Genomic DNA, 15,193 nt, shown 5'->3' with positions numbered 1-15,193 from the left:
CGACATGCGCAAGACCACCGCTCTGCGGACGGCCGCCGCCGCCACCGCCGTTCTGCTCACCGCGTCCGCCTGCGGCGGCCGGCGAGGGCAGGACACCCAGGACAGTGCCGCCGGTGGCGCCTGCAAGGGCCAGCAGACCACCGGCATCACCGACAAGACCATCAAGCTGGGCGGGATCTACCCACTGTCGGGACCTGCCTCCGCGTACGGCACGATCAGCAAGGGCGTGGCCGCCTACTTCAAGTACGTCAACGACAAGGGCGGCATAGACGGCCGCAAGGTCGAGTTCGTCGTCCGCGACGACGGCTACCAGCCGCCCAAGGCGGTCGAGGAGGCCCGCAGACTGGTCGAGCAGGAGAAGGTCTTCGCCGTGTTCCAGACCCTGGGCACCCCGTCCACGGCGGCTGTGTGGGACTACCTCGACAAGCAGAAGGTGCCGCAGCCCTTCGTCGCCACGGGAGCCTCCCTCTGGGGCACGGACGACCGGCACCCCTGGACCATCGGCTGGCAGCCCAACTACGTGGCCGAGGCGCGGGTGTACGCCAAGTACCTCAAGGACGAGAAGCCGCACGCCGAGGTCGCGGTCCTCTACCAGAACGACGACTTCGGCAAGGACCTGCTCGGCGGGTTCAAGAAGGCCGTCGCCGGCAGCGGCGTCAAGGTGGTGGCCGCGGAGAGCTACGAGGTCACCGACCCCTCCGTGTCGGCACAGATGGCGAGCCTCGCCCGCTCCAAGGCGGACGTGCTGCTCGACGTCACCACGCCCAAGTTCGGCAGCCAGGCCCTCGCCGCCGACGCCAGGAACACCGGGTGGAACCCGCTGCACATCGTGAACAACGTGGCCTCGTCCGCCGCCGTGCTCCGGCCCGTCGGCTTCAAGAACGTCCAGGGCGTGGTCTCGGCGACCTACTTCAAGGACCCTGCCGACCCGCAGTGGGCGGACGACCCCGAGGTGAGGACGTACACGAACGCTCTGCACAGGTACGCCCCCGACGCCGACCCGGCCAACCAGTTCAACGCCTACGGCTGGGCCGTCGCCTCCAGCCTGCACCGGGCCCTCGACGCGATGAAGTGCCCGACCAGGGAAGGGCTGCGGGACGCGGTGCGCAATCTGAAGGACGTGAAGGTGGGCATGCTGCTGCCCGGCGTCACCCTGTCCACGGGCCACGGCGACGACTTCCCGATCGAGACGATGCAGCTGATGCGCTTCAAGGGCGAGCGGTGGCAGCTGTTCGGCAAGCCGGTGGACACCCGCAAGGAGTTCGGCCCGTTGACCGACTGACCATCTCAGTCGAGCGGACCTTCGCCAGGAGCGTCGGCCGCGCGACGCCGGTCTCGGGCCGCACGGGTGGGAGGACCCTCTGCCGTACGACGGCATGGGCCTCCGACGCACCGGGGCACGGACCCACCACCGTCCTCGGTGCCCGTGCGGCCCGCGGTGCCGGGTGGCGGGCCCGTCAGGCCGGTGGGGGGAAGCGGACGGCGAGCAGCGCCCGGTCGTCGGGGAACGCCGCCTCGGGCTGGTGGTGCAGGAACCGGTCGCACAGCTCGGTGATGTCCAGGCCGCTGGTGGTGCGGGCCAACTCGGTGAGCCGTTCCATCCCCGTGGCGAGGTCTTCGCGACGGCGCTCGATGAGCCCGTCGGTGTACAGCAGCAGCGTGTCGCTCTCGGCCACAGGGGCGTCGGCCTGTCGGTAGCGGACGTTCCGGACGGGGCCGAGAGGCGGTGAGGTGGCGCGGTCGAGGTAGCCGCTGGTGCCGTCGGCGTGGATGAGCAGCGGCGGCGGATGGCCGGCGCGGGCGTAGGTCAGGGTGCGCATCCGGCGGTCGAAGACCAGGTAGCAGGCGGTGGCCATGTGGTTCGGATGGTAGCGGCCCAGGAAGGTGTTGAGCTCGTCCAGGACGGCGGCCGGGTCGGTGCCGCGGCGCGGCACGATGTTGCGCAGGGCGGCGGTGATCTGAGCCATGACGGTCGCTTCGTGCAGTCCGTGGCCCGCGACGTCGCCGATGCTCAGGCCGATGTGATCGGCGTCCACGTCATAGACGTCGTACCAGTCGCCGCCGACCGAGAGCAGGTCACCGCCCGGGGCGTAGCAGGTGGCCGTCTCCAGACCGGGCAGGTGCGGCAGTTGGGGCAGCAGGCTGAGCTGCAGGCGTTCGGCGACCCGGTGCTCGTGCTCGTGCAGCCCCGCCCGGCGCAGCGCCTGGGCGATCTGCTGGGCCACAGCCGTCACATGCTCGGGAGCGGTGGAGCTGTGTGAGCCGTACACGAGCAGCACGCCCAGCTGGACACTGTCCGCCTCCAGCGACAGGGCGAGGGGAATCGCGTCCGCGGCTTCACCGGGAAGCGAGCCGCCCGAGGAAGACGGCCGGTCCAGGTCGGTCCAGCCCCCCGCGTCCGCCGGCAGACCGTTGTCCTCCGGCTGCAGGGGCGGCACCAGCCGCGCCGAGTGCAGATAGAGTTCCGCCGCGGTGGCCCCCAGAGCCGCCGGCGCCACCTCGCTGACGACCCGGGACACCTCCGCGAGGGTGATCGCACCGGTCAGGGCGGCGGTCAGGTCGTACAGGTGCTGCAACTGGGCACGGGCGGCCTGTTCCGCGGCCAGCAACCGGGCCCGGTCCACTTCCGTGGCCCGGCGGAAGGCCACCTCCCGGTTCAGCGCCTCCACCTGCTGGCTGAGCACGACGAACCGGTCGGACGTCCCGGCCCCCACGAGATGCAGCTGCACGGCCGGCTGCGGGCCGTCCCACCATGTGACCCGCGCCCCGTGACAGCGGAACCGCCGCATACGGCCGTCGGCGTCCTTGATCACCAGTGCGCCGGGCACGGGGCTGCCGCTGCGCAGCCATACCGCCAGCTGCCGGCGCAGCCACGGTGTGTCGTCGGGCCGTAGGTCGAACAGGCTGGCACCCGGGCGCAGCCGGTCGTCACAGCGGCTCGCCGCCGGATTGGCGGCCAGCACGCGGCCGTCGGCCCCGCAGAGCAGCACCGGGTGGGGCAGCGGTTTGGTGATGGCCCGGAAGAGGCCAAGGGTCATGGAGCCACAACCGGGTCGCCGAAGTACTCACGGCCGCTCGCCGTCTCGATGCCCACGTCGGGGACCAGGTGCACCACCACGCGGCAGCCCGCGTCGCCGCGCGCGATGGTCTCCGCCAGCTCCACCCGCGCATAGCCGAGGTTGCGGGCGGCTATGATGCCGAAGACGTTGGACGTCATCATGCACATCGACTCCCGGCCCATCACTTTCTCCGCGAACGGGCACACCCGGTTGCCCAGCACGATCTTCTTCTCGTCGTGCTCGACGACGTAGAAGTCACCGTTGATGCGCCGCTTGAGATCCACCAGTGCCTCGGCGACCTGCTCACCTGTGAGCCGGTCGGTTCCCAGCGCCTTGAGGTACATCTCGTCGATCTGCGTGCCGACGGCCTGCCCCACGAGGCTGACGTAGCCGGACGCCTCCTCCAGACCGATCACCGACTCCAGCGACGTCGCCAGCTCACGCACCAGAGTCCGCAGGAACACATCACGGTCCAGTGGGATCTCCGCATCCGAGACCTGTTCCATGCCGGCTCCCTCGCCTTCGGGCCACGGTGGCGGCGCGACCGGCGTGGCCTCATTTCCTGTGACGGGAGGTGATTCTGCCAGCACCCTCCAGCCCGCCACCACCAGGCCTGTCGACCTCGCGGCGGACGACCCGTCCCGAACCGGCCGTTCTCCTCGAACGCCGCTCCCCACGCTGGGGCGTCACCGTACGCCACCCCGGCAGAACGGTCCGGGCCGGACTCGGCCTCGCCCCGTGAGCGCGCCCGGACCGGGAACCCTCGCAGGGGCGGCAGGCGCGGACCGTCAACCGCGGGAGGACCGCGGGCGGCGTTCCTTCGCCGGACCGGACCGGGGTCCGCGGTGCCCGACCGGGTATCGTGCAGGGTGATCGATGTGGGCCGCGGTGCGGCCGAGCCCGGGGAACTGGGGGGCACGAGCATGGATGTCGCACCTGGCGTGGGCGGGTCCCACGTCGTGCCGCCACATGGCGCGGTACTGCGGATCGATCCGTGGCCTGACAGTTCGGGGCTGGGGGCGATCGGGGAGATCAGCATGAACACACGGACCGTTTGGCAGCAGGCGCTGAAGCAGCTGGTCCAGCGTCGCACGGATGTGCTGCACGTGGACCTGTCCCGGGTGCGGTTCGTGGACGTGGCCGGGGCGACGGACCTGGCGGTCACCGCCCAGCGTCTCCCCGAAGGGCAGCGGATCGTGCTCCACCGACCTCCGGCGCAGTTGCCCCGCATGCTCGAGCTTTTCTGGCCCGGGCTTGCCGCGATCGAGGTAGTCGCATGATCAGCACAGCCACCTCGCACGAGCCGTTCGTGCACCCGGCGCTCTTCTACCGCGGCGCGGACCAGTACACGGCGGGAACGGTTCCCTTCCTGCGGGAAGGTCTGGACGCCGGTGAGCCGGCAGCCGTCGCCGCTCCGCCGGACCGCCTGGAGCTGATCCGCGAGGGGCTGGGTGAGCGAGCGGCGGAGGTCCGTTTTATCGACATGACCCAGGCCGGCCGCAACCCCGGCCGCATCATCCCCGGCGTGCTGCGCAAGTTCGCGGACACCCAGCCGAGCGGCCGCCGGGTCCGCATCATCGGCGAGCCGATCTGGCAGGGCCGTTCCGCCGTCGAGTACCCGGCGTGCGTCCAGCACGAGGCGCTGATCAACGCCGCTTTCACCGGGCGCACGGTGACCATCCTGTGTCCCTACGATGCCGGGCAGCTGGAGATGCAGGTCCTCAGTGACGCCCTGGCCACCCACCCGGTCGTCATCGACGCCGACGGCGAGACGCGATCCACCGCCTACAGCCCAGAGCAGATCATCGCCCGCTACAACGAGCCCCTGCTCGCCCCACTCGGCGCCGCGGCCTGTGCCTTCGTCGCCCGGACACTGCCCGACACCCGCGACTTCGCCGTGGCCCAGGCGCGGTCCCTGGGCGTGTCCGGTGTGAGCCTGGGAGATCTGGAACTGACGGTGGCGGAGCTGACCACCAACAGCGTCGTCCACGGCGCCGGCTCGGGGACACTGCGGATCTGGGCCGAGAGCGACCGGCTCGTCTGCGAGGTCCACGACGGCGGACAGCTGACCGATCCCCTGGCCGGCCGACGCCCGCCGCATCCCACACAGCCCGGCGGCCGTGGACTGCTGCTCGTCCACCAACTCGCCGACCTCGTCCGCGTCCACACCGGCCCCGACGGCACCACCATCCGCTGCTACCTCCCCGGCTGACCAGGACACGGAGCGGCCCCCTCGCTCTCCCGGTGGGCCGCACCCGTTCTCGTCCCCGAACTGCGGGGCGCCGGGGAACCGGGCGGGCGAGGCCCCCCTTCGCCAGGTGGCGGCTCGGGGCAGCCGGGACGCGCGGGCCCCGTGCCCGGGACCGGGCGGCCCACCGGATCGGCCGGAGGGTCCCGGGCCCGGCGGCGTCGCCGGCCGGCGGCCGCAACAGGCCGCAGCGCGTGGCCGGGACCTTCGGTGACGATCACGCGCGGCGGGTCACGGGGCGGCCGGCCGGGTTCGAGCGCGCGGCGCAGCGCGGCGACGAACGTACGCAAAGCGCCCACGGCGCGGGCCGGCGGATCGGTCCACAGGTCGTCGATCGCGGCGGCGATCCAGGACCTGCCGGCCCGCTGAGCCTCCCGTTCAGCGGACCGGACGATCACTGACCGGCACACGCGCCCGACCGCCGTGCCGTGCGTCAGGATCCGGGGCCAGGGCGGGCTGCAGGGGCGGCGCCATGGCCGCTCGCACAGCCCGCCCCGCTGCCGTGCTCACTCGGCCGCGGCCAGCAGCCTTGCCTCGTTCTCCTCGTACAACCGCCGGTTCTCGCGGCTGACGGCGGCGCGGCGGCGGTGGTCCACGCGGCTGCCCAGCCAGCCCGCCAGATACCCGAACGGGATGGAGACCAGGCCGGTGGACTGCAGGGGGAACCAGTGGAAGTCCGCGTTCGGGAAGACGGCGGCCGGCGTGCCCGACACCGCCTTGGAGAAGACCATCAGCACCAGCGCGCAGGCCGTGCCGCCGTAGAGGGCGGCGAGCAGGCCGGTGCGGGTGAACCCTCGCCAGAACAGGGAGTACGTCAACGCGGGGGCAACGGCCGACGCCCCGATGCAGATCGCCAGCGTGGTCAGTACTCCGACGTCCCAGTTCTGGACCAGGACGGCGAGCAGGACCGCAACGCTCCCCACCGCCACGCTCGTCCACGCCGCCACGGTCATCTCCGTACGCGGCGCCGCCCGGTCCCGCCGCAGCGCATGGGCGAACAGATCGTGGGCGAGTGACGACGCCGCGGCCAGGGTCATCCCCGCCACGGAGGACAGCAGGGTGATGAACACCGTGCCCGCCATGGCCGCGTAGAGCACGGTCGTGCTCGCGGAGCCGGGGCCGCCGCCGAGCGCACGGGACAGCATGAGCACCGACGTCCTTCCGTGCGGATCGGTCGCGGTGATGTACTGCGATCCCACGAGGGCCGCCGCGCCCGTACCCATGATGATCACGAGCAGGCAGAACGTGGTGACCGTACCGACCGCCCATGACATGGAGCGGCGCACGGCGGGCACGTCCCGCGCGGAGTACAGCCGCATCGTGATGTGCGGCAGGCAGGCCGCGCCGAGGATCACGGTGATCTGGAGACTGGCGAAGTCGAGCCGTTGAGCTGCCGAGGTACCCAGCTGGAGGCCCTGCTGAAGGAAGGCCGGGCCCGTTCCGCTGCCGCGCTCGGCGGCCCGGAGCATCCCGGTGGGGCTCCAGTCGAAGCGGTTGAGGACCAGGGCGGCGACGGTGATGCTGGTGCCGAGCAGGAGCACGATCTTGATCATCTGGACGAGCGCGGTGCCCCGCATGCCCCCGATCGCCGCATAGATGATCATCAGGCTGCCGACGAGGACGATGCATGCGGTCCTGACGCCGGCCTCGTGCGACATGCCCAGGATGAAGGTGAGCAGCGACCCGGCCCCCGAGAGCTGGACGACCAGGAACGGGAGCGTCGCCGAGAGCGTCACCACGCAGGAGGCGATGCGGACGGCCCGCCCGGGCATGTTGCGGGCCAGGACGTCGCCCATGGTGAAGCTGCCGGCGTTGCGCAGTGGCTCGGCCAGCAGGAACATCAGCAGCACCAGCGCCAGGGCGGTGCTGACCGCCAGGACGTAACCGTCGTATCCGGCGAGCGCGATGATGCCGGTGGTGCTCAGCACCGTGGCCGCGGAGATGTAGTCGCCCGCGATCGCCAGGCCGTTCTTGAGGGGCGTGAGCGAGAGGTAGCCGGTGTAGAAGTTCGTCAGGTCGTCGCGGTCCGGCCCCGCCATCACGCACATCAGCAGCGTGAGGGTCACCAGGGCGCTGAACAGGACCAGGACGATCGCCTGCGTCCCTGAGCCGTAGTCGTTCATCCCGCCGCCACCCCGGCATCCCGTCTCGGCCGGTCCGTTCGCTCCCTGACGGCCCGCGCCAGCGGGTCCACCGAGTGCTGTGCGCTGCGCCCGTACCAGAGGACCGCCGCGAAGGTGACGAGGAGTTGGAGGATCCCCAGAGCCATTCCCAGGCTCAGCTCCCCGGCGATCTTGGCACCCATCAGGTCCGGCGCACAGCAGGACAGCACCACGTACACCACGAAGGAGCCGAGCGCGGTGAGCGTGGAGACCCGGCGGAGCACTCGGTAGGCCGACCGGAGGGCGGCGAGGTCGGCGCCGTGCGGAGGGGAGTCGTGCACGTGCGGGGGGCGTTGCCCGGCCTGCCCGAACGGGTCGTACGCGGGGGCGTCGTATCCGTACGAGGTGTCCTGCGGGACGTCGTGTCCGTACGACGCCTGCCATGGATCCTGCCCGTACGGCCCGCGCCGAGGAGCGAGGCCGTAAGGATCGGCCCGCGGCTGCGTCCATCCCGCCGGTGCTGGCGGCGGGTACCGGTTGTCGTCGGGGTGTGTCATCGCATGGCCTTCCGGTGCGGCGCGGATCCGTGGGAGGTGGCGGTGGGGCATCGGTGGACGGCGCACGATACCGACTGGTTGGAATGTGCGATAAGCCTGCCGACGATCACGATTTCGGCTCGATGCGGCATCCGGTCGGCGGGGTGGTCCGGCGGTGGCCGGACGCCCGGGACCCTAGATCCCCGGATGCGCGGATGATCTGTGGGGAATATCACGAGCCTGGACGTACCTACTGGTCGGTATGGTCACTGGAGGCAGCAACGACAGGAGGCGTGATGTCCCCGACCAACCGTCAGATCCGTCTGGCAGCCCGTCCCGTGGGCGAAGTGAAGCCCGAGGACTGGAGGCACTGTTCCGAACCGTACGCGGAGCCGGGCCCGGGCGAGTTCGCGGGCCGGACGCGTGTCATCTCGCTGGATCCGGCCATGCGGGGCTGGCTGGACGACCGTCCTTCCTACCTGCCGCCGGTGGGCATCGGAGAGGTGATGCGCGCGGGATCGGTCGTCGAGGTCACCGCCTCGAACCACCCCGGCTTCCAGCCCGGCGACCACGTGGTCGGCACGTTCGGCGTCCAGGAGTACGTGGTCTCCGACGGCCGGGGCGCCATGAAGATCGACACCTCCCTCGCCCCGCCCTCGACGTATCTGGGAGCGCTGGGCATGCCCGGCATGACCGCCTACTTCGGCCTGCTGGACGTCGGCGCGCTGCAGGACGGCGAGACCGTCGTGGTGTCCGGGGCAGCCGGCGCGGTCGGCACCATCGCGGGTCAGATCGCGAAGGCCAAGGGCTGCCGAGTCGTGGGCATCGCCGGCGGCCCGGAGAAGTGCGCCATGCTCACCGGCGAACTCGGATTCGACGCGGCGATCGACTACCGGGCCGAAGACGTCAAGAAGGCACTGCGCGAGCACGCTCCCCACGGCATCGACGTCTACTTCGACAACGTCGGAGGGGACATACTCGACACCGCCCTGACCCGGCTGGCGATGCACGCGCGCGTCGTGATCTGCGGCGCGATCAGCCAGTACAACAACGCCACGCCGGTCAAGGGCCCCGCCAACTACCTCTCCCTTCTGGTGCGTCGCGCCCGCATGGAGGGCTTCGTCGTCTTCGACTACGCCAAGCGCTACGCGGAGGCCGCGCAGGAGATCTCGGCCTTGATCGGCGCCGGCCGCATCAAGGTCAAGGAACACGTGGTCAGGGGCACGGTCGACGACTTCCCCGCGACCTTGCGGATGCTCTTCGACGGTGAGAACGTCGGCAAGCTCGTGCTGGAACTGGCATGACCGCCGGTGAGCGCGGGGCCGTCGCCCCGCTCCGGGGAAAGGTGGCGATCGTCACCGGCGGTGCCAGCGGACTGGGCCGGGCCTCGGCGCTGGTTCTGGCGAGGGCGGGCGCGCGCGTGGTCGTCGCCGACCGCGACGTGCAGGGCGGTCGGCAGGTGGCCGACCTGGTCGACGGCCACTTCCTCGCCTGCGACGTGTCCGACCTCGACGCCAACCGCGCTCTGGTGGAGTTCACCCAGGAGCGGTACGGCGGTGTGGACATCGCGCTGCTCAATGCCGGGGTGGCCACCGGATGCGGCGTCGGCGACGACTTCGACCCGGAACGCTACCGACGGGCGATGGGCGCGAACCTCGACGGCGTGGTCTTCGGCACCCACGCGGTGCTGCCCGCGCTGCGGGCACGCGGCGGAGGGTCGATCGTGGCGACCGCCTCCCTGGCGGGCCTGGCGGCGGTGCCGTTCGATCCGCTGTACGCGGCCAACAAGCACGCGGTCGTGGGACTCGCACGCTCCCTGGGACCGGCGCTCGCACCGGAGAACGTGCGTTTCAACGCCGTCTGCCCAGGGTTCGCCGAGTCGCGCATCATCGATCATCTGCGCGGCATGCTCTCCGAGCAGGGTCTGCCGGTCATCCCGGCCGAGGCCGTCGCGGACACGGTGCTGCGGATCGTGACCGGCGACGGTACCGGGGAGTGCTGGTTCGTGCAGGCCGGCCGCGCACCGGAGCCGTTCCGCTTCCGCAACGTCCCCGGCCCGGCCACGCCCGCCGGCGTCTGAGACGCTCCCGGGGGTGGGTCTTCGCGAAGGACAGGGCCCGCCCCCACCGTCATGCGGAACCGGCGCGAAAGGTTCTCCGGCCACGAGGGTGAGCTGGGAGCCGCACCCGGCGATGCCGTAGAACTCGTCGAAGCACCAGCGCCAGGGCGGTGCTGACCGCCAGGACGTATCCGTTCGCCGCCCGCGCTGCTGCGAGCGCGGCCTCGATCATCGTCACCCCGCAGCCCACCAGGGGACGCTCGACCGGCCTGCCGTCCCGTCGGCATGCGTCGCGTACGAGCCGCGTTCTGAAGCGATCAGCAAGGCCGTCGCGTCGCGGGCGTCAGGCCCCGGGGATGTCGTGACCCGCCTCGTGTCACCGGCCAAGGCGGTGGCGCTGTCCCGGTCGTGGGAGCCGCCGTGGCTCGCGATGCGCGCACCGTGGTCGTAGTGGCGTACGAGGCCGCTGGGGTGGTCGGCGGACCGGAGCGAGAGGCCTTGGCCGTTGTGGCCGGTCGCGCCGAGGTACCCGGCCCGACGGGGCCGAACGGCACTCACGGGGACCGTGAGGCCCATACCCGGCGGGTCTGCGGCGCGGCACGGTGAAAAGGCAAACGCAACCGGCTACTCGGAAGCGGAGGGCCGAACCATGCGGACACCGCGTGTTCCCGGCGACCGGCCCGCCTCCGGCCCGCTCGGTAAGCGGGCTCCGCGCCGGCCCGACGGCGCCCGGAGTCCCCTGGAACGGCCGGTGGACCGGCTGGAGCGCAGACTGCGCGTCTTCCTGACGGCCGTCGCCCTCGTGGTGCTGCCGCTGGTGGCGTGGGGTGCCGGACAGGCGGTATACGGCCACTACGTGCATGCTCAGCAGACGCAGATGGCGCGGCTGCACCCTGTCACCGCGGGCCTGCTGTCGGATGCGCGGCTGGCCGGCGACCACCCCGGTGCGCGGCCCGGTTTCCACGCGCTCGTGCGCTGGAGCGACCGGGAAGGCAGCCATACGGGCGTCGCGCCGGTGCGGGCCTGGCTCCACCGCGGGGCCACCACGACCGTGTGGCTGGACGCACGCGGAGCCGTCGCGGCGCCGCCCGAGGGCCGGGACTTCGCGGTCACCGCAGGTACAGCGACGGCCTTCGCGGCCGCCTGCGGCGGCGTGGCAACCGCCTACGGCGTATGGCGGGCCGTCACCAAGAGCATCGACCGCCGCCGCCTGGCCCAGTGGAACCGTGAGTGGGAACGCGTGGAGCCGGGGTGGGCGACGCGCTACGCGCGCTGACGGCGGCACCGTCGATCACGCCGGTGGATGCTCTTCTCCGGCGGTGCGGCGATGCGCGAGGTGATCGCCGAGGCGACGAGCGGCACGACCGCGACGAGGTCCGCGAACTGCGCGAGCAGACGACGCCACCATCAGCCGTGGCTCACGCCGGGCAGTTCATGGGGGCCGTAGCCTGCCGCTCGTCCGGTCGGCCCGAGACCGCGCGGGCCGCTCCTCATGGCGGCGAAGACATCGGGAACCGGGGGACCGGACCGGGGGAGAAGGGAGGGAGGATGCGGCGACGTCCGGTTGATGCCGGGGCGGCGCCGGTGCCGGGTCTGTGACGCCCGTCGGTGGGCCGCCCTGGTGTGGAGCGGCGGTCCCTTGCCGGGCCGATTCAGGACGCATGCGGGGCCCAGGCCTGCGAAGTCGGCCCTGGCGGCTCCTGCAGGACGCTCCAGGCGACCGGACCCAGCAGGTCGGCGAGCTTCCGGAAGACGTCGAGAAACAGGTCGTCGATCGTCAGCATGCCCACCACCCGGCCTGCGTCGAGAACCGGAAGTCGGCGGACTCCCGTGCGACGGAACGTCTGGTAGGCCACCTGAAGCTCGTCGCCGGCCTCGACCGTGACGACCTGGGGCGACATGACCGCGTCCACCCGGGCCTCCGCGTCGAGACCGCCACCCATGCCGCGTACAGCGAGGTCGCGGTCGGTGACGATGCCGCGCAGTGCTCCTCCGTCCTCGACCACGAGGACGGACCCGACGGCGTACTCGGCCATCCGCCGGGTCGTCCCGACCAGGGAGACGTCTGGTGCGACGCACACCGGCGGGGCGGTCATCACCTCGGAGACCTTCATGGTCCTCTTCCTCCCTGTCCGCGGTGCCCGCCGCGGACCTGCGGTGGCGCGGACGAGTGCCGCCGCCGACTCCATGGAAGGCTCCGGCACCGCCGGCCGACCAGGGGCCGTTGGTCCCCACGGCGGGCCTGCCGACCCTCTGCCGCACCGGGACCGGTCACCGGGCCGAGAGGGCTGAGGAGCACGATGCTCGGGGTGCATGCGGGCGGCAGCCGGCCGGCCGGACCCGGAGATGCCACAACGGTCCCGCACCGGAGGGGCCGTCGCGCCGTTGCACCAGGGCCGTTCGGCTCTAGGCGGGGAGCGGCGGAGAGAAAGACTGGAACGGTAGGCAACCCGACGTGGTCCGGAGGCCGCCGTGAACCAGCACGAGAACTTCTCCATGGGGGCAGAGGCCCGCCGGTCCCAGCCGTCCCGGCCCTGGCGTCCCGGGGACACCGCACGGCAGGACATGCTGGTGCGTTACCTGGGAGCCGTGGCCGTCGCCGCGGCCCGACACACGGGCATGCGAGAACCGCCGCCCGCCCCGGTGAGCGGTACACCCGGTCGGACCTCGCAGGCCGCACCGTCCTCGCGACGGACCGGCTCGGCGTCCGACGCCGGGTCGCCGCAGGTGCGGGACGTGATGGAGGTACCCGCTGTCTCCCTACGGGACGACCTGCCCTACCGGGAGATCGCCCGACTGCTCGCACGCGAGCAGATCGGTACGGTCCCGGTCGTGGACGCGGAGGACCGTGTGGTGGGGGTCGTCTCGGAGTCGGATCTGCTGGCGAAGGTCGCGTTCGAAGTCTCCGGTCACCGTCCCGGCCGCGTCGGCAGGCTGGCGGAGCGACGCCTGCACGGCAAGGCCCGGGGCGAGACCGCGGCCGATCTGATGACCAGCCCCGCGATCACGGTCCTGCCGGGCGCGACCGTCGCCGAGGCCGCCTGGCTCGCCGCGCTGTCCCGGCTGAAGCGGATCCCGGTCACCGACCACGAGGGCCGGTTGGTCGGCGTCGTAGGCCGCGACGCCCTGCTGCAGACGCTGATCAGGGACGACGCCGGGATCCAGGCGGAGGTGGAGGACAGGATGCTGGCCGTCTGCTCCCCGGGTGACCGGAAGGCCGTCGAGGTGACCGTGCACGACGGCATCGTCGAACTGACGGGACGGGTTCCGCCGGAGACCGGAGCCCGACTGGTGGCCGAGGTCGAGGACATCGCCGACGTGGTCGAGGTGAAGAACCTCCTCACCGTGGCCTGACCTGAGGCATCCTCAGCGCTTCGGACGCTCGCCGGAGTCGCGCGGCTCGAGATGGGACGCGAGGACCGCCGCCTGGACCCGGCGCTGTACGCCCAGTTTGGCCAGCAGCCGGGAGATGTGGTTCTTGACGGTCTTCTCGGACAGGTACAGCTTCTTGCCGATCTCCCGGTTGGTCAGGCCGTCGCCGATGAGGGCGAGGATGTCCCGTTCCCGGGGGGACAGGCCGGCCAGTTCGGGCGGCAGTGAGGGGGCCGCGGCGGGGTCGGCCCGCAGGGACCGCATGAGGCGTGCGGTCGTCGCGGGGTCCAGCATCGACTGCCCCGAGGCGACGGTGCGCACCGCCGAGATCAGCTCGGAGCCCTTGATCTGCTTCAGGACGTAGCCGGAGGCGCCGGCCATGATGGCGTCGAGCAGGGCTTCCTCGTCGTCGAAGGAGGTCAGCATCAGGCACGCCAGTCCGGGCATCCGGTCGCGCAGCTCGCGGCAGACCGTGATGCCGTCGCCGTCGGGGAGGCGGACGTCGAGTACGGCGACGTGCGGGCGCAGAGCGGGGCCCCGGGTCAGTGCGTGCTCGGCGGTGTCCGCGTCACCGATGACGGAGATGTCCGGTTCGCTGTCGAGCAGGTCGGTGAGACCGCGTCGTACGACCTCGTGGTCGTCCAGCAGGAACACACGGATCGGGTCCTGCTCCGTGAAGGTGCGTGTCTCGGTCATGACGACCTCTCGTTCCCCGGCGACGGACGGCTGCGGACCGCCCGTGAGGCCGATCATGACCTGTCGGCTTCGTACGTACTAGGGCCGTCCGGCCCCACTCATCCCATGGTCGTCGTGCGCGAGGTCGAACTGCACGTCCACCACGCCTTCGACGGCCCGCACCAGGCGGGCGGCCAGGGGGACCAGGGCGGTGTCGCGGATGCGGCCCGTGAGCGTGGCGACTCCGTCGTGGACCTCCACCTGGAGGGCCGATGCCGGCGGCGGGAAGAGGTGGGACACGATCTCGCGCCGGACCTCTTCGGCGATGTCCTCGTCGTCCCGCAGGAAGACCTTGAGCAGGTCGGCACGGCTGACGACCCCCGCCAGCAGCCCCGTACCGTCGACGACGGGCAGCCGTTTGACCCCGCCTCGTGCCATGATCCGTGCGGCCTCCGCCAGGCCGGCGTTCGCCCGGACGGTGAGGGCGGGAGAGGACATCAGGTCGCCGGCGGTGGCCGCCGCGGCCTTCGCCACGTCGACCGGCTGACGCAGCTGGAGGTAGGCCGCGTCGGGGCCGTCCCGGAGTTCCTCCTTGGGCAGGAGGTCGGCCTCGGAGACCACGCCGACCACCCGGCCCTCACCCTCGATCACCGGCAGTGCGCTGACCTGCCAGTCCTGCATCAGCTGCACGATCTCCTTGAAGGGGGCCCGCCTGCCGACGGCGGCGACCGTGTCGGTCATGACATCGCTGACGATGTGCCGGGTGCCGTGCATGATGACTCTCCACGAGGTCTGGACCGGTCCTGCCACTCCCAGCCTGTGCCGGTGCGGAGGGGGTCGCCAGGGGCCACCCGGCCCTCGGGTGGGCCGTGCGGTTTTCCGGCCGTCTCACCAGGAGGCGGTTCAGGGCGCACGACGGCAACCGTCGGCCGTCGCGCGTCCCGTCACCGAGTAGTGCGGCGGGGCGTCCGGCGCGACGCTGGAACGTGCCGCGCGCGGGTCGTCGGCAGGGGAAACCGTCGATGGGCCGGTCGGCCCCGTACAGGGACCTGCGGCCCCTGACCCGGCGACAGCGGTGTCACCACGCTGGAAACGGATCCCTCGCCCCGGAGGCGGAGAGCATGACCCGAACCATCACCGTG

14 protein-coding genes and 1 pseudogene are annotated in these 15,193 nt (G+C 71.8%); 7 read left to right on the top strand and 8 right to left on the bottom strand.

Annotated elements, in window-relative coordinates; all coding sequences use genetic code 11:
- Positions 1-4 precede the first annotated feature (4 nt).
- Positions 5-1,282 carry an ABC transporter substrate-binding protein gene (locus ABVB68_RS17340; protein ID WP_353601934.1) on the top strand — a complete coding sequence of 426 codons (1,278 nt, stop codon included), beginning with the start codon at positions 5-7 and terminating at the stop codon, positions 1,280-1,282.
- A gap of 175 nt (positions 1,283-1,457) precedes the next feature.
- Here the strand turns inward: ABVB68_RS17340 and ABVB68_RS17335 are convergent, their stop codons facing one another.
- Together ABVB68_RS17335 and ABVB68_RS17330 are read right to left on the bottom strand one after the other, a co-directional pair.
- Positions 1,458-3,038: a SpoIIE family protein phosphatase gene (locus ABVB68_RS17335; protein WP_353601933.1), complete on the bottom strand. Its 1,581-nt coding sequence runs from the start codon at positions 3,036-3,038 to the stop codon at positions 1,458-1,460.
- A complete protein-coding gene (locus ABVB68_RS17330; RefSeq protein ID WP_353601932.1) occupies positions 3,035-3,565 on the bottom strand; it encodes a methanogen output domain 1-containing protein in 531 nt (176 codons plus the stop codon). The genes ABVB68_RS17335 and ABVB68_RS17330 overlap by 4 nt, the downstream gene beginning before the upstream one ends.
- A gap of 417 nt (positions 3,566-3,982) precedes the next feature.
- On the opposite strand from ABVB68_RS17330, the gene ABVB68_RS17325 reads away from it, so the two are divergent.
- Positions 3,983-4,339, top strand: a complete 357-nt coding sequence (locus tag ABVB68_RS17325) for an STAS domain-containing protein (protein ID WP_503006151.1) — start codon at positions 3,983-3,985, stop codon at positions 4,337-4,339.
- Positions 4,339-5,271, top strand: coding sequence for an anti-sigma factor RsbA family regulatory protein (locus ABVB68_RS17320; RefSeq protein ID WP_353601975.1), 933 nt, complete (start codon positions 4,339-4,341; stop codon positions 5,269-5,271). The genes ABVB68_RS17325 and ABVB68_RS17320 overlap by 1 nt, the downstream gene beginning before the upstream one ends.
- Positions 5,272-5,492: 221 nt before the next feature.
- Here the strand turns inward: ABVB68_RS17320 and ABVB68_RS36930 are convergent.
- The 3 genes and pseudogenes from ABVB68_RS36930 to ABVB68_RS17310 form a co-directional block, all read right to left on the bottom strand.
- Positions 5,493-5,702: pseudogene (locus ABVB68_RS36930) on the bottom strand (hypothetical protein); the annotation flags it as partial.
- A 111-nt stretch (positions 5,703-5,813) separates the two neighbouring features.
- Positions 5,814-7,430 carry a sodium/solute symporter gene (locus tag ABVB68_RS17315; RefSeq protein WP_353601930.1) on the bottom strand — a complete coding sequence of 539 codons (1,617 nt, stop codon included), beginning with the start codon at positions 7,428-7,430 and terminating at the stop codon, positions 5,814-5,816.
- Positions 7,427-7,966, bottom strand: coding sequence for a DUF485 domain-containing protein (locus ABVB68_RS17310; protein WP_353601929.1), 540 nt, complete (start codon positions 7,964-7,966; stop codon positions 7,427-7,429). The genes ABVB68_RS17315 and ABVB68_RS17310 overlap by 4 nt, the downstream gene beginning before the upstream one ends.
- 275 nt (positions 7,967-8,241) lie before the next feature.
- Here ABVB68_RS17310 and ABVB68_RS17305 point away from each other — a divergent pair, with 275 nt between their 5' ends.
- The 3 genes from ABVB68_RS17305 (at position 8,242) to ABVB68_RS17295 (ending at position 11,280) form a co-directional block, all read left to right on the top strand.
- Positions 8,242-9,249: an NADP-dependent oxidoreductase gene (locus ABVB68_RS17305; RefSeq protein WP_353601928.1), complete on the top strand. Its 1,008-nt coding sequence runs from the start codon at positions 8,242-8,244 to the stop codon at positions 9,247-9,249.
- Positions 9,246-10,025, top strand: a complete 780-nt coding sequence (locus tag ABVB68_RS17300) for an SDR family oxidoreductase (protein ID WP_353601927.1) — start codon at positions 9,246-9,248, stop codon at positions 10,023-10,025. The genes ABVB68_RS17305 and ABVB68_RS17300 overlap by 4 nt, the downstream gene beginning before the upstream one ends.
- A gap of 628 nt (positions 10,026-10,653) precedes the next feature.
- Positions 10,654-11,280 (top strand): Rv1733c family protein, encoded by a 627-nt coding sequence (locus ABVB68_RS17295; protein ID WP_353601926.1) that lies wholly within the window; start codon positions 10,654-10,656, stop codon positions 11,278-11,280.
- A gap of 376 nt (positions 11,281-11,656) precedes the next feature.
- Here the strand turns inward: ABVB68_RS17295 and ABVB68_RS17290 are convergent, their stop codons facing one another.
- The gene (locus ABVB68_RS17290; protein WP_353601925.1) at positions 11,657-12,118 is read right to left on the bottom strand and encodes a CBS domain-containing protein; all 462 of its coding nucleotides are present in this window, start codon (positions 12,116-12,118) and stop codon (positions 11,657-11,659) included.
- A gap of 358 nt (positions 12,119-12,476) precedes the next feature.
- Here ABVB68_RS17290 and ABVB68_RS17285 point away from each other — a divergent pair, with 358 nt between their 5' ends.
- Positions 12,477-13,358, top strand: coding sequence for a CBS domain-containing protein (locus ABVB68_RS17285; protein WP_353601924.1), 882 nt, complete (start codon positions 12,477-12,479; stop codon positions 13,356-13,358).
- A 12-nt stretch (positions 13,359-13,370) separates the two neighbouring features.
- Here the strand turns inward: ABVB68_RS17285 and ABVB68_RS17280 are convergent, their stop codons facing one another.
- Positions 13,371-14,072: a response regulator gene (locus tag ABVB68_RS17280; RefSeq protein WP_353601923.1), complete on the bottom strand. Its 702-nt coding sequence runs from the start codon at positions 14,070-14,072 to the stop codon at positions 13,371-13,373.
- Positions 14,073-14,150: 78 nt separating this feature from the next.
- The gene (locus tag ABVB68_RS17275; RefSeq protein WP_353601922.1) at positions 14,151-14,825 is read right to left on the bottom strand and encodes a CBS domain-containing protein; all 675 of its coding nucleotides are present in this window, start codon (positions 14,823-14,825) and stop codon (positions 14,151-14,153) included.
- Positions 14,826-15,193 lie beyond the last annotated feature (368 nt).

The organism is Streptomyces sp. NPDC096012 (assembly GCF_040426375.1).
In the GTDB taxonomy this organism is placed as follows: Bacteria; Actinomycetota; Actinomycetes; order Streptomycetales; family Streptomycetaceae; genus Streptomyces.
The sequence above is the reverse complement of the archived record's forward strand: the minus strand, read 5'-3'. Positions and strand labels throughout refer to the sequence as shown.